This is a genomic window from Streptomyces inhibens, from assembly GCF_003389455.1.
In the GTDB taxonomy this organism is placed as follows: Bacteria; Actinomycetota; Actinomycetes; order Streptomycetales; family Streptomycetaceae; genus Streptomyces; species Streptomyces inhibens.
The window spans coordinates 1-18,832 of sequence record NZ_QUAC01000067.1; the positions used below are offsets into that span (position 1 = coordinate 1).

Here is an 18,832-nt window from a genome sequence, read left to right on the forward strand (position 1 = left end):
AGCAGGCGCCGGCCGACGCCTCGGCCGGCGGCCCGGCCGGAGCCACCCCGGCGGCCGGCGGCCCGGCGGACTTCGCGCCGTTCTGGTTCGCGGTACCCGTCGCGCGCCCGCTGTACGGCGAGGACGGCTCGCCGTCGCCGATCGCCGAACTGGCGCCCGGCACTTGGTACCTCGCGGTGGAGCAGCGCGGCCAGGCCCTGATCGCCCAGACCCAGGACGGCCGGCGCGGTGTCCTGCAGGACACCACCGGCATCCAGCGCGGCTGACACCGGACGCACCACGGTCCTTTCCGGCCCCTCGCCCTCACGGGCGGGGGGCCGTTGCGCTGTTCGCGACCCGGTCGTACAGTTCACCGGGCGAACGAAACTGACGCTCCGTCAGAAGATTCAGGCGTACGTCGGAACCGCGCGATGGGGCACCGTCGGAGAGAGGCGATCGGCATGCGACTCGGTCTGGCACTGGGCTACTGGGGCCGCGGCCCGGACCCCCGGCACCTCGAACTCGCCCGCGAGGCCGAACGCCTGGGCTATGACTCGGTGTGGACCGCGGAGGCCTGGGGCTCGGACGCCTTCACCGCGCTCACCTGGATCGCCGCCCACACCTCGCGCATCAAACTGGGCACCGGCATCGCGCAGATGGCCGCCCGCACCCCCACCGCGACCGCCATGCACGCCCTCACCCTCGACCATCTCTCCGGTGGCCGGCTGCTGCTCGGCCTGGGGCTGTCCGGGCCGCAGGTCGTCGAAGGGTGGTACGGACGGCCGTTCCCCAAGAGCCCGCTGACCGCCACCCGCGAATACGTCGAGGTGATCCGGCAAGTCCTGTGCAGACAGGGGCCGGTGGAGGTGGACGGGCTCTTCCACCCGCACCCCTACCGTGGCGCGGACGGCACCGGCCTCGGCAAACCGCTCAAGCCCATCACCCACCCGCTGCGCGCCGACCTCCCCCTGCTCCTGGGCGCCGAGGGCCCCAAGAACATCGCCCAGACCACCCGGATCGCGGACGGCTGGCTGCCGCTGTACTGGTCGCCGCTGCGCACCGGCGTCTACCAGGCATCGCTGGCCAAGGCCCCGGACGGCTTTCTCATCGCCCCCATGGCCCGCGCCGTGGTCTGTGACGATGTCGCCGAGGGGCTGCTGCCGGTCAAGGCGATGCTCGGCTTCTACATCGGCGGGATGGGCCACGCGGCCAAGAACTTCCACGCCGACCTGATGGCACGGATGGGCTTCGAGGAGGAGGCCCGGCGGGTGCAGCAGCTCTTCCTGGAGGGCCGCAAGGAGGAGGCCGTACTCGCCGTCCCCGACGCCTTCGCCGACGAGATCTCGCTGGTCGGCCCGCGCGAACGGATCGCGGAACGGCTGGAATTGTGGCGCACGGGCCCGGTAACCGACCTGCTGGTCACCGCCCCGGACCCGCGGACGCTACGGGTGCTGGCCGAGCTGAACGCCTGAGCGGCGCGGGCCGCTCACTCGAAGGACGCCCACCCGAGCCAGTGGTCCAGCAGTGCGCGATCGCCCAGCACCTCGACCCGGTCGCTGTCCGCGGGCAGCCTGCGGTAGATGACGGCGAGGAGGTCGGTGAGGGGGCCGCGCAGGGCGACCGCCGCCTTTTCGTGGGTGCGGCGGTGGGTGAGCCGGTCGCCCGTCAGGTCGAGGAACCACTCGGCGTTCAGCTCGGGCGGGGTGTCGGTGGCGTGCAGGTGGAGGGTGCGGCCGGGGCCGAAGAGCCGCGCACCGCGCTCCGCATGGTGCGCGGTGACCAGCGGCAGGGCGCACAGTTGCAGCCACTCCTCCAGACAGTCGGCGGCGACCTCGGGCGGGACGTCGAATGCGGCGCCCGTGGTGCGTGCGGCGTCGGCGCGGTGGATCACCGTCTCATGGGTCATCCGACGGGCCCAGAAGCCCGCCTTCTGCACCGGCGACCAGCTCCAGACCTCGGCGTCCGGGCCGGCCTCGCGCAGCGCACCCACGAGCAGTTCGGCGCCGGCCGCGAGCCAGGCGTCCAGGGCTTTTGCCTCGTTGCCCTCGGGCCCGTCGCCCTCGGGGATGTCCGCGTCGTCGACATTCTTGGCGGCGCGGGTGGCGACGATGGTGCCGGCCCAGCGGTGTGCGCCGCCCACATGCCGGGCGAGATCGGCCAGCGTCCAGTCGGGGCAGGTCGGCACCGTCGCGGAGAGGTCGGTGTCGTGCAGCAGCGCCCGGAACTTCGCGGTCTCGCTGAGAAGTTCGGCGCAATAGCGGTCGTGGGAGAGTGAGCCCTGGAGAGTCATGCGGCGCACAGTAGTGCGCGGCCCGCCGGCTCAGCCTCCCATTTGCGCGGTGGTCGGCACCTCGTCGGTGACCTCGGCGCCCGCGCTTTGGCCCGCGCTCTTGACGTTGTTGATGACCTTCTCGAACGAACCGACATCGGCGGTGCCGGCATCGCCCTTGCGCAGCTTGGTGCCCAGGTTCTTGAGGGAGTCGATCCCGCTGGAGAGCGGGGCGAGGGCCTTGGACAGGATCGGGTCGCCCTTGGCGTTGTTCACCGCGGCCTTGAGCCTGCGGTAGGTGAAGACACCGGCCAGCCCCGCTTTGGCCAGCGCGAATGTCCGCCCCTTCGCGCCCTTGGTGAACTTGCCCGCCCGGTACGGCTTCACGATCCACTGGTACGTGGCGCCCGCCGCCAGACCCGCGTTGGCCACGAAGCGGGTCTTGGCGAACTTCTGCCGCTCCGCGGAGCTGGTGCCGCTGGGCGTCGTACCCCCGCCGGTGCCCTTGGTCGAGCTGCCGCAGGCCACGCCGCCGAGCGTCAGGGTGCAGACCAGCAGAAGGGCGAGGGCGGCCCGCCGGAAGGCGGCACGGGCATCGGCGAGGGGCGGGGAGAAGGGCACGGCGCGCCTCCGGCGGGCTCGGTCGTCTGCGGACACTCGTCCGCAGCCTGACCCGCCCGCCGGATTCCCGCCACCCGGGGTGGCCCGTACGGGGCCCCGGCTACCGGCAGCAGTCCGGATCGAGCCCGGTCGGCAGCCGCTCGCCCCCGAAGACCGAGGTGGTGGCCTCGTCGCCGCCCAGCGCCGCCACCGCGAGCAGCAGCGAACCGGCGGTCCAGGAGGTCAGTTCGCGGGGCCAGATCGCGTCGTCGTCGAAGACATAACCGGTCCAGTACATGCCGTCCTCGGCGCGGAGATGCTGCATCCACTTGAGGATCTGCACGGCCCGTTCGGACTCCCCCATCGCCCACAGCGCGAGCGCCAGTTCCGCGCTCTCGCCGCCGGTGACCCAGGGGTTGGGCAGCACACAGCGCACTCCCAGGCCCGGCACCACGAACTGCTCCCAGTCCGCGTCGATACGGTTCCTGGCCGCCTCGCCGCGGAGCGCGCCGCCCAGGATCGGGTAGTACCAGTCCATGGAGTAGCGGGCCTTGTCCAGGAACCGCTCGGGGTGGCTGCGTATCGCATGGCCCAGACGGCCGACCGCCAGCTCCCAGTCGGGCTGCGGCTCCTCGCGCTGTTCCGCGAGCGCGAGCGCACAGCGCAGCGCCTGGTAGACGGAGGACGAGCCGGTCAGCAGCGCGTCGTTGACGGGCGTGCCGTCGTCCTCGCGCTTCCAGCCGATCTCACCGCCGGGCTGCTGGAGCTCCACGACGTATTCGATGGCCGCGTAGACCGCGGGCCACATGTGGTCGAGGAAGGTCTCGTCGCCGGTGGACAGGAAGTGGTGCCAGACGCCGACCGCGATGTACGCGCAGAAGTTGGTCTCCCGGCCGCGGTCGGTGGGCGCTGCGGCGTCCCCGTCGGCGTACGCCGCGTACCAGGACCCGTCCGGGTTCTGATGCCGCGCCAGCCAGTGGTACGCGGCCTCGGCGCGCTCGTGTTCACCGGCCGCGTCCAGGGCCATGGCGGCCTCGGTGTGGTCCCATGGGTCGAGGTGGTGGCCCCGGAACCAGGGGATCGCGCCGTCCTCGCGCTGGGTCGCCAGGATGCCGGCGACCGTACGGGCCGCCTGTTCGGCGGTGAGCACCCCCGGCAGGACAAGCCGTTCGGTACGGCCGGGACTTGTCACTTGGCGGCCCCGGCGGAGTTCTTTACGGAGGTCTTGGCCGAGGTCTTGGCAGCCGACTTGGCGGGAGCCTTGGCACCGGACCTGGCGGGAGCCTTGGCGCCGGGCGTGGCGGCGGCCTTGGCGGGCTCGCTCGCCCCGTCGGCGGCGGGCCCGGCGGCGGCCGAAGTCTCCGGCAGATGCGGCTTGGTGGCGTAGACGACGAAGCTCTTGCCGATGACCGGGTTGAGCGCCCGCTCGGCGAGCCGGGTGGCCAGCGGTTTCTTCATGATGTCCCAGACCAGCAGCTTGTGGTACGCCTGCACCGGCAGCGCCTTGTCGTTGTCCACGCCGAAGGCGCACTTGAGCCACCAGTAGGGGCTGTGCAACCCGTGCGCATGGTGGGTGCCGTACGGCTCCAGGCCGGCCTCCCGCATCTTGCCGAGCAGCTCGTCACCGCGGTAGATGCGGATATGGCCGCCCTCGACCTCGTGGTAGGCGTCGCTGAGCGCCCAGCAGACCTTCTCGGGGCCGTAGCGGGGAACGGTGACGGCGATCCGGCCGCCGGGGCGCAGCACCCGGACCATCTCGGCGAGCACACCCTTGTCGTCCGGGATGTGCTCCATGACCTCGGAGATGATCACGACATCGAAGCTGTCGTCGGGGAACGGCAGGGCCAGCGCATCGCCCTCCATCGCGGTGGCGGAGGCGCCTGCCGGGGCCTCGCCCGCCTCCTTCATCGCGGCGAACCACTTGGCGACCTCACGGATCTCGTCGCCGTTCTGGTCGAGGGCGACGACCTGCGCGCCGCGCCGGTAACACTCGAAGGCATGCCGGCCGGCGCCGCAGCCCAGGTCGAGCACGCGATCGCCCGGGGCGAGCGGGAAACGGGAAAAGTCGACGGTCAGCACGGCGTTCTGCTTTCGTCCGGCGGTGGGTGGCGGTGGTGGCTGCGAGAAGAAGTACGGTCCGTGGCCGCTCCGGCCACTAGAGCTGTCCGGCGGTGCTCGGCGCGGGCACGGTGCGCGGGGTGCGGGCGGCGGCCCGGCCCTCCTGCAGGGCGATGGCCTCGCGGTAGCGCTCGGCGGTGCCGATGGCGGCCTGCCGCCAGGTGAAGCGGGCCAGTACCCGCTCCCGGCCGGCCGCACCCAGCCGGCGGCGCAGCGTCTCGTCACCCAGGAGGCGGAGCAGTCCGCCGGCGAGCGCTCCGGCGTCGCCCGGGGGCACCGCGAGGCAGGTCTCGCCGTCCGGGCCGGCAACCTCGGGGATGGCGCCGCCGGTGGTGGCCAGCAGCGGGGTGCCGGTGGCCATCGCCTCGGCGGCGGGCAGCGAGAAACCCTCGTAGAGGGAGGGCACGCAGGCGATCTGGGCGCTGCGGACGAGGTCGACGAGTTCGGTGTCGCTGATGCCCTTGACGAACTCGATGGCGCCGACGAGCCCGAGCCGTTCGATGGCGGCGGCGACCGGACCGTCGTCGGCGCGCTTGCCGACGACCACCAGATGCGCGTCGGGGTTCTCCGTGCGCACCTTGGCGAGCGCCTCGACGAGGTGGATCAGGCCCTTGAGCGGCACATCCGCGCTGGAGGTGGTGACGATCCGGCCCGGCACCTCGGGCACCGACGCATCCGGCGAGAACAGGTCGGTGTCGGCGCCGATGTGCNCCGACGCATCCGGCGAGAACAGGTCGGTGTCGGCGCCGATGTGCACCACATGGATCCGGCCGGGCGACACGCCGAGATCGTCGACGATCTCCTGGCGGGAGGAGCCGGAGACGGTCAGCACGGACGGCAGCCGGCGGGCCACACGCTTTTGCATACGGGTGAAGCCGTACCAGCGGCGGACCGAGGCGCGGCGCTTCCAGTCGCCGGCGGCAGCCAGATCGAGCCGCCGGTCGACGGTGATGGGGTGGTGGATCGTGGTGACCAGCGGGGCACCGAGCGCGCCGGGGCCGCCGAGCAGGCCGTAGCCGAGGGTCTGGTTGTCGTGGACGACATCGAACCGGCCACGGCGGGCGGCGAGATGGCGCCGGGCCCGCAGCGAGAAGGTCAGCGGCTCGGGGAAGCCGCCGGTCCACATCGTGCCGACCTCAAGGGCGTCGATCCAGTCGCGGTACTCGCCGCGCCCCGGCGTACGGAACGGGTCGGGCTGACGGTAGAGGTCCAGGCTCGGCAGCTCGGTCAGCGTCACCCCGTCGTCGAGGACGGGATAGGGCTGGGCGCCGATCACCTCGACGGTGTGACCGAGGCGGGCCAGTTCGCGCGAGAGGTGGCGTACGTAGACACCCTGACCGCCGCAGAACGGGTTCCCCTTATACGTGAGCATCGCGATGCGCAGGGGACGCTCGCCGTTCGTCGGAGCGGAGGCCGAGAGGGCCTCTGCGGGGCGAGGCGCGGCTGTCTGGACGGCCTCTGCGGTCACGCTCGGCCCCCTTCTCACTGGACTTTCGCCGGAGCGTAACCGCTGGCGGTAATCTAGAACAAGTTTCAGAACTGATTGGCTACTGATCAGTTCACCGAGCTTCGAATCTACCGGCCGAGAACGATGCGAAAAGAGCCGCACCAGGTGATTCGCGCCACCACCCGCCCCCCTGCCATGCTGTGCCGATCACACCACCGGCACTCACCGCATCGCGGAGGGAATGCCACGGAATGGGAAATATGACTACGGAATCCAAGGCGGCCAAGCCGGCGCTTCCCGCGAGTCCTCCCCTGACCGAGCGTCAGGAGGCCCGGCGCCGCCGCATCCTGCACACCAGCGCCAAGCTGGCGTCCCGTGGCGGCTTCGACGCCGTGCAGATGCGCGAGGTCGCCGAGTCCTCGGGCGTCGCGCTCGGCACCCTCTACCGCTACTTCCCCTCCAAGGTGCATCTGCTGGTCGCCACCATGCAGGACCAGCTCCAGCACATGCACGAGACGCTGCGCAAGCGCCCGCCGTCGGAGCAGGACCCGGGCGCACGGGTCGCCCAGACCCTGATGCGGGCGTTTCGCGCACTGCAGCGCGAGCCGCATCTCGCGGACGCGATGGTGCGCGCGCTGACCTTCGCCGACCGCTCCGTCAGCCCCGAGGTGGACACTGTCTCCCGGCTGACCACCGCGATCATCCTCGACGCCATGGGGCTGGACGGCCCGGCCACTCCGGAGCAGCTCTCCGCGGTCCGGGTCATCGAGCACACCTGGCACTCGGCACTGATCACCTGGCTGTCGGGGCGGGCCTCGATCGCCCAGGTGAAGATAGACATCGAGACGGTGTGCCGGCTGATCGAAGTCACCGCACCCGATCACTCACGCTGATCCCGCATCACTCACGTTGTTCCCGCATCGCTCACGTTAATCCCGCCACCGACGCGGGTAGTTGGCCCGTAGGGGGCCCTCCGAACCCCTACGGGACCGCCGCCCCCACCCTTAGGGAGCCCCCGCCCCGCCCCGAGCCACTCACTCCTCCGGCGGGAAGACCGCCTCACCACTGCCGGCGACGGTGACGATGATTGCCTCCACGGGGCACCCCTCGGCCGCCGCCAGCACGCTCTCCGCGGCATCCGCCACCGGCGCCACGGGGTGCGACTGCCGGGCCGAGTCCAGCCGGAAGCCGTCCGGTGCCGCGCCGACGCACATCCCCGAGCCGATGCACACGCTCCGGTCCACCTCCACCTGCCAGCGGTCCGCCATCAGGCACCCGCCGGCAGATGGATCATCTTGTGCTCCAGATATTCGCCGAAGCCCTCGGGGCCGAACTCCCGGCCGATCCCGGAGTTCTTGTAGCCGCCGAACGGACCGAGCATGTCGATGCTGAAGGTGTTCACCGAGTACGTACCGGTGCGCACCTGCCGTGCGAGGTCGATGCCGTGGTCGACGTCGGCCGTCCACACCGAGCCGGAGAGCCCGTAGTCGGAGTCGTTGGCGATCCGTACCGCCTCCGCCTCGTCGTCGTACGGCAGCAGACAGATGACCGGGCCGAAGATCTCCTCGCGGGCGATCCGCATGGAGTTGGCGACCTCACCGAAGAGCGTCGGTTCGACGTACCAGCCCGTCGGCTGCCCCTTGGGGCGGCCGCCGCCGGTCAGGACCTTGGCGCCTTCCTGCTGGCCGAGCGCGATGTAGTCCAGCGAGCGCTGCTGCTGCCGGCGGGCGACCAGCGGACCGACCTCGGTGGCCGGATCCAGCGGGTCGCCCACGGTCAGTGCGCCCGCCGCCGCGGTGAACCGCTCGGCGATCTCGTCGTAGCGACTGCGCGGCGCGAGGATCCGGGTCTGGGCCACACAGGCCTGACCGTTGATCATCCAGGCGAACGGCACGATGCCGGCCACCGCCGCGTCCAGATCCGCGTCCGGCAGGATCACCGCGGCGGACTTGCCGCCCAGCTCCAGCGTGACCCGGCTGAGGTTGCGGGACGCGACCTCCATGACCCGCTTGCCCGCCGCCACCGAGCCGGTGAACGACACCTTGTCCACACCCGGGTGCCCGACCAGGTACTCGCTCACCTCGCGGTCGGCCGGCAGGATCGACAACACGCCCTTCGGCAGTCCGGCCTCGGTCGCGATCTCCGCGAGGAGGTAGGCGTCCAGCGGGGTCTCCGGCGAGACCTTCAGCACCACCGAGCAGCCGGCCAGCAGGGCCGGCGCGAGCTTGGCGGCGGCGGTGAACTGCGGGACGTTCCAGGGCACCACGGCCGCGACCACCCCGACCGGCTCGCGCCGCACCAGCAGCGGTCCCAGCACCCCGGCCCGGCGCTCCTCGAAGGTGAAGTCACGCGCCACCGTGAGCGCGGAGTCCCACACCAGCAGCGCGGCCAGCGACTGCACCATGACGCCCGAGGTGAACGGGGTGCCGTTCTCGGAGCTGATGACCCTGGCGATCTCCTCGCTGCGTGCCGCGAAGGCGTCCTTGATACGGGTCACCACCGCGATCCGGTCCGCCAGCGGGGCATTCGCCCACACCCCGGACTCGAAGGACGTACGGGCTGCGGCCACCGCGCGGTCGACATCGGCCCGGGAGGCGTGCGGGACGCGGCCGATGACCTGCTCGGTGTGCGGGGAGACGACCTCGATCGTGTCCCGGCCGGCCGGATCGACCAACTCTCCGCCTATGTAGAGCTTTCCGTGCTCGACGAGGTCGCTCATCGCTGCCGCCTCCTGCGGGTTGGCCGCCTGTCCGACGTGTGCTCCCTGACTGCCTGACACTGCGTCAGAATCCTCACTGCATCAGGAACTGATACCAGTTCTAGTTGAAGGAGTCCACGACGACAGCAGAATCCCAACTCCCCGGAGAGCGAGGGCCACTTCAGGCCGTATTGAAACCAGTTCTAGTTATAGTGAGGAGGGCGGGGACCAGGTGTGTGCCACACCGAGAGGGGAACGGGATGACGACGCAGGTGACCGACCACCGGGGCGGGGTATGGAGCATCGCCGTCCCCATCCCGGACAACCCGCTCGGCCACACCCTCGTCCACCTCCTGGAGACCGACCGCGGACCGGTGCTCATCGACACCGGCTGGGACGACCCGGACTCCTGGGACACTCTCGTCGCCGGCGTCGCCGCCTGCGGCTTCGCCCTCACCGACATCCACGGCGTCCTGATCACCCACCACCACCCCGACCACCACGGTCTCTCCGCCAAGGTGCGGGAGGCGTCCGGCGCCTGGATCGCGATGCACGCCGCGGACACCGCGGTGGTCCGCCGCACCCGCGAGGCCGAACCGGGCCGGTGGCTCGACTACCTGATCGCCAAGCTCACGACGGCGGGCGCACCGGACGACCATCTGGCGCCGCTACGGGAGGCACGCGCCAAGGGGAGCGGCCGCAAGCTGCCCGGACGCCGGGCGGCGCTGCCGGACCGCGAGATCGACCCCGGCGAGCTGCTCGACCTGCCCGGACGCCGGGTACGCGCCATCTGGACGCCGGGGCACACTCCGGGACACGTCTGCCTGCACCTGGAGGAGGACCACCCCTCGGGGCTGCCCCAGGGGTTCGGCCGGCTGTTCTCCGGCGACCACCTCCTGCCCGGCATCACCCCGCACATCGGCCTCTACGAGGACCCGGACGACGATGGGGGTCAGGCCACCGACCCCCTCGGCGACTACCTCGACTCCCTCGAACGCATCGGCCGACTCGCCCCCGCCGAGGTACTGCCCGCCCACCAGCACGCCTTCACCGACGCCGAAGGGCGCGTACGCGAGCTCATCGCCCACCACGAGGACCGGCTCGCCGGCCTGCGCGCACTGCTCCGCGAACCCCGCACCCCCTGGCAGCTCGCGGTGGCCATGGAGTGGAACCGCCCCTGGGAGCAGATCCCCTACGGGTCCCGCAACATCGCCGTCTCGGAGGCGGAGGCACATCTGCGCCGGCTGGTGAAGCAGGGGTATGTGGAGGTGGTGACGGGTTCGGATCCGGTGAGGTATCAGGCGGTGTGATCGCGGGACGGCCGCGCGTAGCGGCTGCTGTGGCCCGACGGTGTACGGCTGCCGGGCGTGCGCGTGCCGTCCTCGCCGAACGGCAGGCGACCCGGCCGGGCTGTGCGCGTACCGCCCTCGCCGCCGATCTCCGCACAGACCGGCACGCCCCCGCCGCCGATCTCCGCACAGACCGGCGCGCCCCCGCCGCCGATCTCAGTACGGACCGGCCCGCCCCGGCTCGTACGTGCGAGCTGGGGCCGGCCGGGCGCCGGTTAGGGTGTGCGGGACAACTTCATCCGTATCCGATCGGGGGAAGCCGGTGTAAATCCGGCGCTGACCCGCAACCGTGAGGACGGCCCGTCCGCGCACCGCGACCCGCGCGGCACACACGGCCGTACGAGCCGGAGCACCCGATGGGACACGACCAAGGCTCCCGCCACCGGAACCGCCTGCCCGCGCGGACGGCCGGTGCGCGGCACCGTCGAGGTATACGGAGCTGAGCCCGGTGCCACCGCGCCCGATCGGAGGATCGGTGCGCGGGTGGCCGGCCGAGCGCGGCTGCGTAGCACCGCCGCGACCCGACCCGAGAGGCACCAGACCCGATGGCCCCCATGGCTCACCAGGCCCCTTTGACGCATTCCGTCGCCTTCCTGGCGCGCCGCGCCGCCACGGCGCTGGCGGCCGCGGTGGTGCTGGGCACGGCCGCCGCCCCCGCCGCGTTCGCCGACACGCCGTCCCCCAAGAAGCTGCCCGAGGGGCTGTACGGCACCAAGGACCCGCAGTACGACGGTGTCTGGCGGCAGTCGCTCGCGCTGCTGGCCCAGGACACGGTGGGCGTGCGGCCCGCGGCGTCGGCCGTGAACTGGCTGGTCGGGCAGCAGTGCGCCGACGGCTCCTTCACCGCCTTCCGCGCCGAGCAGGGCAAGGCCTGTGACGCCAAGACGATGCGGGACACCAACCAGACGGCGGCCGCGACGTCGGCGCTGGCCGCACTCGGCGGGCACGGCGACTCCGTGAAGAAGGCCGTGAACTGGCTGAAGTCGGTACAGAACGACGACGGCGGCTGGAGCTCGATGGCCGGCTCGCCCAGCGACGCCAACTCCACGTCCGTGGTCATCGGCGCTCTCGCCGCGGCGGGCGAGAAGCCGGAGTCCGTGACGTCGAAGAAGGGCGGCAAGACCCCCTACGAGGGGCTGCTCATCTTCCAGCTGGGCTGCGATGCGAAGGAGGGCGAGCGCGGCGCGTTCACCTTCCAGCTCAAGGGCGCGGCCCCGAACGCCGATGCCACCGCGGCCGCCGCCACCGGCGCACTGGGCAGGGGCTTTGTCGTCGAGCCCGCCGGCAAGGGAGCGGATCGGCCGGTCAAGCCGCTGAGCTGCAAGGACGGTAAGCCCGCCGGCACCGGGCCGGCACAGGCCGCGGAGGGCGGCGCCGCCTACCTCGTCGCGCAGCTCGACAAGAACGGACAGCATCTGCTCTCCGCGATGCCGGGCGCGGAGAAGCAGCCGGACGTCGGCAACACCGCCGACGCCGTGGTGGCGCTGGCGGCCGGCGCGCACGGCTCCGCCGCGCAGAAGCCGCTGAAGTGGCTGGAGAAGAACGCGGCGGACTGGGCCAAGCAGAACGGCCCGGCCGCGTACGCCCAGCTGGTGCTGACCGCGCACGCCACCGGCACCGACCCGCGCTCCTTCGGCGGCACCGACCTGGTGGCCGCGCTCAACGCCACCGGCCCCAAGCCGGCCGGCAGCGTCGCACCGTCCACCGCACCGGACAAGAACGCCAAGGACTCCGACAACAACGGCGGCGGCATCGGTGTGTGGTGGGTCGTCGCCGTCGGGCTCGCCATCGGTGCCGGCATCGGCTTCCTGATGAGCGGCCGTAAGAAGAAGAACGAGCTCTGATGCGGCGTACCAGGATCGCCGGCGCGCTGCTGCTGGCCGGCACGGTCACCGGTCTGGCCGCCGGGCCCGCCCAGGCGCAGGAGTACCGCTACTGGTCCTTCTGGGACGGCACGGGAGGGACCGCCGACAACGGCGGGACCGGCGGCAAGGGCGGTTCCTGGGCGTACGCCACCGAGGGGCCGGCCACCATGCGGCCGGCCGACGGCGCGGTCGAGGGCTTCCGCTTCACCGTCAGCGCCGACTCCGCGGCGGCCGGCAAGCCACGCGCGGCCGCCGACTTCGAGGCGATCTGCCGCGATACGCCCGCCAAGGACGGCCGCAAGCGGATCGGCATCGTCATCGACTTCGGCACCGCCGCGGACGCGCCCGGCGACGAACGGCCGCCGACGGCTCGGACGGAGTGCGCCCAGGTGGCCGAGGACGCCTCGGCGGGCGAGGCGCTGGCCGCGGTCGCCCGCCCGCTGCGCTACGACTCCAACGCGCTGCTGTGCGCCATCGCCGGCTACCCTAAGGCCGGGTGCGCGGAGCAGGTGAGCGGGTCGAAGGAGGCCGGTTCGACGGAGGCCGGTTCGAAGGGGACCGGATCGTCCGCGTCCGCGTCGTCGTCTTCGGGGGCGGCGGCGGACGGTCACGGCGGTGACGCCGCGGGCAGCGGGGACAACGGCAGTGGTGGTGACAACGACAGCGGCGGCCCGTCCGCCGGGCTGCTCGGCGGTATCGCGGCCGTCGTCGCACTGGGCGCGGCGGCCGTCTGGCAGGCCCGCCGCCGGCGCGGATGAGCGCCCCGCAGGCGACCCGTAGCACCGCGCTGCACGCCGGCGCCTGGTGGCTGTGGGCGCTCGGCCTGGCCACCGCGGCCTCCCGCACCACCAACCCGCTGCTGCTGGGGCTGCTGGTGGGGGTGGCCGGCTACGTCGTCGCGGCCCGCCGTACGGATGCGCCGTGGGCCCGCTCGTACGGCGCGTTCGTCAAGCTCGGCCTGGTCGTGATCACCATCCGGCTGGTCTTCGCCTTCGTCCTCGGCTCACCGATCCCCGGTACGCACACCCTCGTCACCCTGCCCGAAGTGCCGCTGCCGGACTGGGCGAAGGGCGTCCGCATCGGCGGCCGGGTCACGGCAGAGGGCATGCTCTTCGCGCTCTACGACGGGCTGAAGCTGGCCACCCTCCTCATCTGCGTCGGCGCCGCCAACGCACTCGCCAACCCCTCTCGGCTCCTCAAATCCCTGCCGGGCGCGCTCTACGAGGCGGGCGTCGCAGTCGTCGTCGCGATGACCTTCGCGCCGAATCTGGTCGCCGACGTACAGCGGCTGCGCGCGGCCCGGCGGCTGCGCGGCCGCCCCGACCGCGGGTTCAAGGCGCTCCTCCAGGTTGGGCTGCCGGTGCTGGAGGGCGCGCTGGAGCGCTCGGTGGCACTGGCCGCCGCCATGGACGCGCGTGGCTACGGCCGTACCGCCCAAGTGCCGCGCGCCGTACGCCACACCACCTCCGTCCTCACCCTCGGCGGGCTGCTCGGCATCTGCGCGGGCACGTACGGGCTGCTGGGCGACACCGGGGGCGGCTACGGGCTGCCGCTGCTGCTCGCCGGACTGGCCGCCGCGCTCGCCGGGCTCTGGCTCGGTGGCCGCCGGTCGGTACGCAGCCGTTACCGTCCCGAACGATGGGGCGTCCGCGCCTGGCTGGTCGCGGGCTCCGGCATCGCCGTCGCCGCCCTGATGATCTGGGCGAACGACTACGCACCCGCAGCCCTCCACCCACCCGCCGTCCCCCTCACCACCCCCGTCCTCCCCCTCTGGCCGGCCGCCTCCCTTCTCGTAGGCCTACTGCCCGCGTTCACCGCCCCGCCCCCGGGAACCACGGAGGACAAGGGCCGAGCCGGGCGAGCGGACCGCGCCGACCGAACGAGCCGAGCGGAGCGTGCGGACGAGGCGGTGGGCCGAGCCGAGACTGCGGACGGAGCAGCGGGCCGAGCCGGCCGTACGGATCGGTCCGTGTCCCGCAGCCACGAACAGGGCCGGGGCCAGGCTCAGGTCCAGGGCCAGGGCCGTACCCCCGAATCCACCCCGCCTACCAATCCATCCACCGGCCCATCCACCGGCCCGCCGATCAACCCGTCCAGCAACCCGCCCAGCAACCCGCCCACCGATACCGAACCCTGCGAGAAGGAGCCCACCCAGTGATCCGGTTCGAGCAGGTGTCGGTCACCTACGGCGACGCCGCGGCGCCCGCCGTCCAAGGCATCGACCTGATCGTCCCCGAGGGCGAACTGTGCCTCCTCGTGGGCCCTTCCGGCGTCGGCAAGTCCACGGTCCTGAACGCGGTCTGCGGGCTCGTCCCGCACTTCACCGGCGGCACCCTGAGCGGCCGTGTCACCGTCGACGGCCGTGACACCCGCACCCATAAGCCGCGCGAACTCGCCGATGTCGTCGGCACCGTGGGCCAGGACCCGCTGGCGCACTTCGTCACCGACACCGTCGAGGACGAACTCGCCTACGGTATGGAATCGCTCGGCCTCGCCCCCGACGTGATGCGCCGGCGCGTCGAGGAAACCCTGGACCTGCTGGGCCTGGCCGACCTGCGCGACCGTGCCATCACCACCCTCTCGGGCGGCCAGATGCAGCGGGTGGCGATCGGCTCCGTCCTCACCACCCACCCCAAGGTCCTGGTCCTCGACGAACCGACCTCGGCACTCGACCCGGCCGCCGCCGAAGAGGTGCTCTCCGTACTCCAGCGCCTGGTCCACGACCTCGGCACCACGGTCCTGCTGGCCGAACACCGCCTGGAGCGCGTCGTCCAGTACGCCGACCAGGTAATCCTCCTCCCCTCACCCGGCGCCGCCCCCCTCATGGGCACCCCCGCCGACATCATGGCCGTCTCCCCCGTCCACCCTCCGGTAGTGGCCCTCGGCCGCCTCGCCCACTGGACCCCTCTCCCCCTCTCCGTACGCGACGCCCGCCGCAAGGCCGCCCCGCTGCGCGAGCGGTTGGCGGAGATCGCCCCGCCGGAGGTGGGTGTCGGGAGCACGCTGCCGGGCGCGGGCGCTTCGCCGGGCGTGCCCACCGGCGGCCCGGCCACCGGGGTTGCCGCGGACGTTTCCGGGCTCAGCGTTCGCCGGGGCCGGATCGATGCACTGCACCGGGTCGATCTCACTGTCCGGGCCGGCGAGACCATCGCCCTGATGGGCCGTAACGGCGCGGGGAAGTCCACCCTCCTCAGCGCCCTCGTCGGTATGCACCCACCGTCCTCCGGCACGGTGCGCGTCGGCGGTGCCACCCCGCACCGCACCAGCCCCCGCACCCTCCTGCGGCATGTCGGCCTGGTGCCGCAGGAACCTCGTGACCTCCTTTACGCGGATACCGTCGCCGCCGAGTGCACCGCGGCCGATCAGGACGCGGGTGCCCCCGCCGGCAGCTGCCGGGCTCTCGTCACTCAGCTGCTCCCCGATGTACCGGACTCCGTCCACCCCCGCGATCTGTCCGAGGGCCAACGCCTTGCCCTCGCTCTTGCGGTCGTACTGACCGCCCGTCCTCCACTGCTCCTCCTCGACGAGCCCACCCGCGGCCTGGACTACGCCGCCAAGGCCCGCCTGGTCGAGGTGCTGCGCACCCTGGCCGCCGAGGGCCACGCCATCGTCCTGGCCACCCATGACGTGGAGCTCGCCGCCGAACTCGCCCACCGCGTCGTCATCCTGGCGGACGGCGAGATCGTCGCCGACGGCCCCACCGACGAGGTTGTCGTCTCCTCCCCCTCCTTTGCTCCACAGGTCGCCAAGGTGCTCGCTCCGCTGCCCTGGCTGACCGTTCCTCAGGTGGCCCGCGCCCTGGAGACCACCGCATGAACCGCGCACACCCACACAGCCCGGACGGCTCCGGCCCCCGCTCCGGCACCGGCACCGGCACCGGCACCGGCACCGAATCCTGGCCCCACTCCCAATCCGACTCCCAATCCGACTCCGACTCCGATGTCAGCTCTGGCACCGGCGTCGGCTCCGGCCGCCAGGCCCGTGCCGTGCGGCTCGGCCCTCGCTCCATCGCCGCCCTGGTCCTGATCTCGGCCATCGGCGTGATGGCGTTCGGATGGCCACTGCTCGCCGACTCCGCCTCCGGGCTCGCCCATTCCAAGGACGCACCCTGGCTGTTCGCCGCGCTGCTGCCGATGCTGCTCGCCGTTGTGGTGGCGACCATTGCCGACGCGGGCCTGGACGCAAAGGCCATCGCCATGCTCGGCGTACTGGCCGCGGCCGGGGCCGCGATGCGCCCACTCGGCGCGGGGACGGCCGGTATCGAGCCGATGTTCTTCCTGATGGTGTTGTCGGGCCGGGTGCTCGGTCCCGGCTTCGGCTTTGTCCTGGGTTCCGTGGCGATGTTCGCGTCGTCACTGCTGACCGGCGGCGTCGGCCCCTGGATGCCGTTCCAGATGCTGACGATGGGCTGGGTGTCGATGGGCGCCGGCCTGCTGCCGGGGCCCGGCCGGCTCCGCGGTCGCCGCGAGCTGGCCATGCTCGCCGCCTACGGGGCCGTCTCCGCCGTCCTCTACGGCCTGATCATGAACCTCCAGGGATGGCCCTACATCGCCGGCATGGCCTCAGGGGTCTCCTTCGTTCCCGGCGATCCGCTCGATCAGAACCTCGCCTGCTATATCGCCTACTGCCTTGCCACCTCCCTCGGCTGGGACCTGCCCCGAGCCCTGGTCACCGTGATCCTCACCTTCACCCTGGGCGGCACCGTCCTCAAAGCCCTGCGCCGAGCCACCTGCCGCGCCGCCTTCGACGCCCCCGTCTCCTTCGCCCCCGATCCGCCGAGCGGGTCCGCGGCTCCGTAACGGCCGCCGTTCCGACCGGCGGGTTCACCGGTTCACCGGTTCACCGGCTCCCCCCAACAACGCCCTTCGCGGACCGAGTCAGCGGGCGACGGGCAGAGCGCGGGCTATGGACGGCTCCGAGCGCAGGAACGAGGTGTTGTGGTCGGCGTCGGCGCCCTGGTCGACCACCGTGGCCTTGGCGCCGTGGTCCGCCAATTCCTTCGCACAGCTACGGGTGTTGGCTATCGGGACGTCGCGGTCGCCGGACGCTGAGTAGAGGGTTATCCGCACGCCTCGGTCCGGCTTCCAGTCGCAGGTGCGGTCGTTGGCGCGGAGGACTTCCAGCAAACCACCGGAGGGGTGCTGGAGTTTTGCGTACCAGGCGTCCGTCAGCAGGTCTTCGAGGCGGCTGGGCAGCTTCCCGGCGATCTCCTCCGCCGGGTGGTCGCTGTCGAAGAGGTCCTCGACACGGTCGGCATAGGGGGCGCGGAACACCTCGCTCGGGTCCTTGTAGAGCGGGTGCAAGCGGTTCTGGGCGGTGAGGAAGAAGGAGATGTAGAAGACGGCGGATTGGGGGTCGATGCGGCCGTCGAACATGCCGGGGAGTTCGCTGCCGTCGAGGTCGTACGGCCCGCCGACCGGTGCAAGCATTCGGAGGCGGAACCGGGGATCGGCCCCGCGGTCCAGCTCACGGCCCAGTTCCATCGCGACCTGCCCGCCCTGTGAGAAGCCGGTGAGGGACACCGTGCGGTCGAGGACGGCGCCGAGTTTCGGGGCGGCCGAGTGGGCCGCCCGGAGCATGTCCAGGGAGGCCGATGCGGCGGATCGGGCGTCCATGTAGGGATGGCGGCCAGGGTTTGTGCCGAGGCCGAGGTAGTCGGGGGCGATGGCCGCGCGGCCTGCTGAGGCGTACAGCACCGACACCGCTCGGTCGGGGCCTTCCCCCACCGAGGGTGCGTAGCCGCGGTAGGCGAGGGTGCCGTGGGCGTGGACGACTGGCGGGAGAGGGCGGTGACTGGTGCCGATCGGGAGGGCGAGCAGGCCGGAGGCGGTGGTGGGGCGGCCGTCGGGGGTGATCGTGCGGTAGGTCAGGCGGTATGCGGCGACGCCGTGCCGGGCGGTGCCGGCCTCCATGCCGACTTTCTGCGCCTGGGCGATGATCTCGGCCCGGCTCTGTCGGCCGAGGGGCGTGATGGAGAGGAGCGTTCCGCGACCATGAGCGGTCCGCGGGGCGGTGTCGGCGGCCGGCCGCGCGCCGGCATCGGCCGTCTGTGCGGCGGTGCCCGTGGCCTGTGTGGCGATGTCGGTTGCCTGCGACGCGTGCGCAGTGTCCCCCGCGGTGGTCGCCGTCGTCGGCCCCTCGTCGGCCGTCCGCGCCGCGACCGCCGACGGCGCGGCGAGGGCCGGGGCCGTCGAGAGCGCTGCCAGCAGGACAGCGGCGCCGGCGGCCAGACTGCGCGATGCGCGGCGCCGGCGGTGCCCGTCCGGTGCACCCGTCAGGATCGACGCGGCCGACGCACCGGATGCGTATGAAGATGGGGATGAAAGTGCGGATGAAGGTGAATGCTGCTGGGTTCTGTTCGTCATGTCATCGACGGTACGGAGATCACGCGCATCGCAGTATGCGGCTTTCCACCCAACTCACCTGTGGTTTTCCGCAGGTTGGGAAGGACACCTCGCACCACCACCGCAAGGTACCCACAACACCCGCCCACCCCCCGAAGGGGGG

15 protein-coding genes, 3 pseudogenes and 1 riboswitch are annotated in these 18,832 nt (G+C 72.2%); of the genes and pseudogenes, 9 read left to right on the plus strand and 9 right to left on the minus strand.

Annotated elements, in window-relative coordinates; genetic code table 11:
- Both DY245_RS09190 and DY245_RS09195 read left to right on the plus strand, forming a co-directional pair.
- Window positions 1-266: pseudogene (locus tag DY245_RS09190) on the plus strand (hypothetical protein); the annotation flags it as partial.
- A gap of 174 nt (window positions 267-440) precedes the next feature.
- The gene (locus DY245_RS09195; protein ID WP_128505431.1) at window positions 441-1,451 is read left to right on the plus strand and encodes an LLM class F420-dependent oxidoreductase; all 1,011 of its coding nucleotides are present in this window, start codon (window positions 441-443) and stop codon (window positions 1,449-1,451) included.
- 14 nt (window positions 1,452-1,465) lie between these two features.
- Here DY245_RS09195 and DY245_RS09200 read toward each other — a convergent pair whose 3' ends face one another.
- The 6 genes and pseudogenes from DY245_RS09200 to DY245_RS46045 form a co-directional block, all read right to left on the minus strand.
- Entirely contained in the window at window positions 1,466-2,269 is an 804-nt protein-coding gene (locus DY245_RS09200) for a maleylpyruvate isomerase family mycothiol-dependent enzyme (RefSeq protein WP_128505433.1), read from the minus strand.
- 30 nt (window positions 2,270-2,299) lie between these two features.
- Window positions 2,300-2,869 carry a hypothetical protein gene (locus DY245_RS09205; protein WP_128505435.1) on the minus strand — a complete coding sequence of 190 codons (570 nt, stop codon included), beginning with the start codon at window positions 2,867-2,869 and terminating at the stop codon, window positions 2,300-2,302.
- A gap of 100 nt (window positions 2,870-2,969) precedes the next feature.
- On the minus strand, window positions 2,970-4,040 hold the full coding sequence (locus DY245_RS09210; protein WP_128505437.1) for a prenyltransferase/squalene oxidase repeat-containing protein: 1,071 nt from the start codon (window positions 4,038-4,040) through the stop codon (window positions 2,970-2,972).
- Window positions 4,037-4,927: a class I SAM-dependent methyltransferase gene (locus DY245_RS09215; RefSeq protein ID WP_128505439.1), complete on the minus strand. Its 891-nt coding sequence runs from the start codon at window positions 4,925-4,927 to the stop codon at window positions 4,037-4,039. The genes DY245_RS09210 and DY245_RS09215 overlap by 4 nt, the downstream gene beginning before the upstream one ends.
- Before the next feature lie 76 nt (window positions 4,928-5,003).
- Window positions 5,004-5,676 (minus strand): glycosyltransferase family 4 protein (locus DY245_RS46040; RefSeq protein WP_244942933.1); only part of this gene is annotated, 673 nt, incomplete at its 5' end.
- Window position 5,677: 1 nt separating this feature from the next.
- Window positions 5,678-6,434: pseudogene (locus tag DY245_RS46045) on the minus strand (glycosyltransferase); the annotation flags it as partial.
- Between the two features lie 239 nt (window positions 6,435-6,673).
- On the opposite strand from DY245_RS46045, the gene DY245_RS09225 reads away from it, so the two are divergent.
- A complete protein-coding gene (locus tag DY245_RS09225; protein WP_128505443.1) occupies window positions 6,674-7,306 on the plus strand; it encodes a TetR family transcriptional regulator in 633 nt (210 codons plus the stop codon).
- A gap of 141 nt (window positions 7,307-7,447) precedes the next feature.
- Here DY245_RS09225 and DY245_RS09230 read toward each other — a convergent pair whose 3' ends face one another.
- Both DY245_RS09230 and DY245_RS09235 read right to left on the minus strand, forming a co-directional pair.
- Window positions 7,448-7,681: a ferredoxin gene (locus DY245_RS09230; RefSeq protein WP_128505445.1), complete on the minus strand. Its 234-nt coding sequence runs from the start codon at window positions 7,679-7,681 to the stop codon at window positions 7,448-7,450.
- Window positions 7,681-9,132: an aldehyde dehydrogenase gene (locus DY245_RS09235; RefSeq protein WP_128505447.1), complete on the minus strand. Its 1,452-nt coding sequence runs from the start codon at window positions 9,130-9,132 to the stop codon at window positions 7,681-7,683. Before DY245_RS09235 ends, DY245_RS09230 begins: the two co-directional genes overlap by 1 nt.
- 239 nt (window positions 9,133-9,371) lie before the next feature.
- Between DY245_RS09235 and DY245_RS09240 the strand changes: the two genes are divergently transcribed.
- From DY245_RS09240 to DY245_RS09270, 6 genes and pseudogenes are all read left to right on the plus strand, one after another.
- Window positions 9,372-10,421, plus strand: a complete 1,050-nt coding sequence (locus DY245_RS09240) for a Strvi_7410 family MBL fold metallo-hydrolase (RefSeq protein ID WP_128505449.1) — start codon at window positions 9,372-9,374, stop codon at window positions 10,419-10,421.
- Window positions 10,422-10,655: 234 nt separating this feature from the next.
- Window positions 10,656-10,782: riboswitch (cobalamin riboswitch) on the plus strand.
- A 223-nt stretch (window positions 10,783-11,005) separates the two neighbouring features.
- Complete coding sequence (locus DY245_RS09245) at window positions 11,006-12,304, plus strand: SCO2321 family membrane protein (protein WP_128505451.1); 1,299 nt, start codon at window positions 11,006-11,008, stop codon at window positions 12,302-12,304.
- The gene (locus tag DY245_RS09250) at window positions 12,304-13,083 is read left to right on the plus strand and encodes an SCO2322 family protein (protein WP_128505453.1); all 780 of its coding nucleotides are present in this window, start codon (window positions 12,304-12,306) and stop codon (window positions 13,081-13,083) included. Before DY245_RS09245 ends, DY245_RS09250 begins: the two co-directional genes overlap by 1 nt.
- Window positions 13,080-14,162, plus strand: a pseudogene (locus tag DY245_RS09255) (CbiQ family ECF transporter T component); the annotation flags it as partial. The gene DY245_RS09250 and the pseudogene DY245_RS09255, both read left to right, overlap by 4 nt.
- 317 nt (window positions 14,163-14,479) lie before the next feature.
- Window positions 14,480-16,141 (plus strand): ABC transporter ATP-binding protein, encoded by a 1,662-nt coding sequence (locus DY245_RS09260; protein WP_128505455.1) that lies wholly within the window; start codon window positions 14,480-14,482, stop codon window positions 16,139-16,141.
- Complete coding sequence (locus DY245_RS09270; RefSeq protein WP_244942935.1) at window positions 16,138-17,124, plus strand: ECF transporter S component; 987 nt, start codon at window positions 16,138-16,140, stop codon at window positions 17,122-17,124. The genes DY245_RS09260 and DY245_RS09270 overlap by 4 nt, the downstream gene beginning before the upstream one ends.
- A gap of 78 nt (window positions 17,125-17,202) precedes the next feature.
- On the opposite strand, the gene DY245_RS09275 is transcribed toward DY245_RS09270, so the two are convergent.
- Window positions 17,203-18,690, minus strand: a complete 1,488-nt coding sequence (locus DY245_RS09275; protein WP_244942936.1) for an alpha/beta hydrolase family protein — start codon at window positions 18,688-18,690, stop codon at window positions 17,203-17,205.
- Window positions 18,691-18,832: the final 142 nt, after the last annotated feature.